1 protein-coding gene is annotated in these 494 nt (G+C 48.0%); it reads right to left on the reverse strand.

The window, feature by feature from the left end; all coding sequences use genetic code 11:
- On the reverse strand, positions 1–296 hold a 296-nt coding region (locus ACTHUM_RS19015), incomplete at its 3' end, for an AzlC family ABC transporter permease (RefSeq protein WP_440403830.1).
- Positions 297–494: the final 198 nt, after the last annotated feature.

A 494-nucleotide genomic window follows, 5' to 3' on the forward strand; every position in this document is an offset into this window, starting at 1 on the left:
TCCCTCCTATCCGGCGCAATCGCCGCACCCATCAGGATATGGCGCGAATTAATCATAAACGTAACCATTGCAATCAGCATAATCGGCAAGGGATTTGCCCACAAATTGACTGCGGCAAATTCCGAACCTCCGGCAAAGTTCATGCCCGTCATCAGCAGCATTTCCAGCCAACTCATGCCCTTTTGTCCGCCCTGCATGCCCAAAATCAGCGCCCACGGCAACAAGCCGATCAGCATGGGGGAACATTCTTTGATACCGCGCAGAAATTCCGATTGAGGAGAAGCAGTGTGATTCATTTTGATTGAAACAGTTTATTAAAAAGAAGCGACGTATTATAAATCAGGCCGTCTGAACAAGGGTATAATACGGAAAAATTAGATTTATTTACGGAAACCGATATGACCCACACCGTCCATCTGCAGTTTGAAGAAATTGACAATACCGTGTTGCAACGCCTGTGCGGCGCGCTCGACAGCAATCTCGAAGCCTTAGGC

Source organism: Neisseria sp. P0021.S006 (assembly GCF_051956895.1).